The organism is Vibrio sp. Vb0304 (assembly GCF_033338995.1).
Classification (GTDB): domain Bacteria; phylum Pseudomonadota; class Gammaproteobacteria; order Enterobacterales; family Vibrionaceae; genus Vibrio; species Vibrio alginolyticus.
The window spans coordinates 1-1,147 of sequence record NZ_JAWOTT010000268.1 but is presented as its reverse complement, the minus strand read 5'-3'; the positions used below and the strand labels follow the sequence as shown (position 1 = coordinate 1,147).

1 protein-coding gene is annotated in these 1,147 nt (G+C 47.8%); it reads right to left on the bottom strand.

Translation table 11 applies throughout. The features are described 5' to 3' along the window. The coding region (gene priA, locus R7P35_RS25540; protein WP_318093217.1) for a primosomal protein N' at positions 1-1,147 on the bottom strand (1,147 nt) is incomplete at both ends.

The following is a 1,147-nucleotide window of genomic DNA, read 5'->3' as shown; positions in this document are numbered from 1 at the left end:
TATGTCTAAATTCCAGCGAACTTTTTTGGAATTAGGCAACAACTCAATAGCAGGTTTGGCACTGGTTAATAACTTTTGCATTAATGAACGGTGCTGGGTTTGGAGTAACAGCTGCCAACGGTATTTGCCTGCGCGTTTGGCGAGAGGCGATGGTGTTGGACCAAGCACCATGCAGGTGTCGTCAAATAAAGGGTGCGATTCTAAGGTAAAGCGAACTTGGCGCAGAAAATCTTCTACGATCTCGCTCTGATTCGCTTCGGCTTTAAATAGAGTAAGGAAACTGTACGGTGGCAACTGCGCCAGTTTACGTTCCTCTAATGCCGTCATAGCGAAGTGTCGGTAGTCCTTTTCCAATAAGGCTTGCAACAAACTGTGCTCAGGATGGTGAGTCTGTAAAACCACTTCCCCCGGCTTACTTGCACGTCCGGCTCGCCCTGCGACCTGAATGAATAGCTGCGCTAATCTTTCGGAGGCGCGAAAGTCGCTACTATATAGAGAGCCATCAACATCTAGCAAGGCAACGAGCGTTACATTGGGGAAATGGTGTCCCTTAGCTAACATTTGAGTGCCAATTAAAATTTGATATTCACCCTTGCGGATGGAGTCCAACGCGTCTTCTAAGCTACCTTTGCGGCGCGTACTATCCCTGTCGATACGGATGGCTTTGCATTCGGGAAACAATTGTGCCAATTGTTGTTCTAACTGTTCGGTACCGACACCAACGGTAACCAGTTGAGTTGAACCACAGCCCTGACACTGATGAATCACTGGTTGCTGCGAGCCACAATGGTGGCAGCGAATCTCATTGCTGTATTGGTGGAAGGTGTAATAAGCATCACAACGTTTGCATTCGGCAATCCAACCACATTCATGACACATGAGAGCAGGGGAGAAACCACGACGGTTAAGAAACAGCATCACCTGATTGCCTGCTTTAAGGTGTTTACGCATTTCCGCAATCAATGGGGCAGATAAACCACTTTCTAAATACTGACCTTTGACGTCGAGCACTTTATTAGAAGTAGGAACCGCAGAGCCTGCGCGTTGGGTCAGGGTTAAGTGGTGATACTTGCCTGACAAGGCATTGTGCAATGTCTCCAGTGCAGGTGTCGCTGAGCCCAGAACAATCGGAACTTGTTCTTTATGA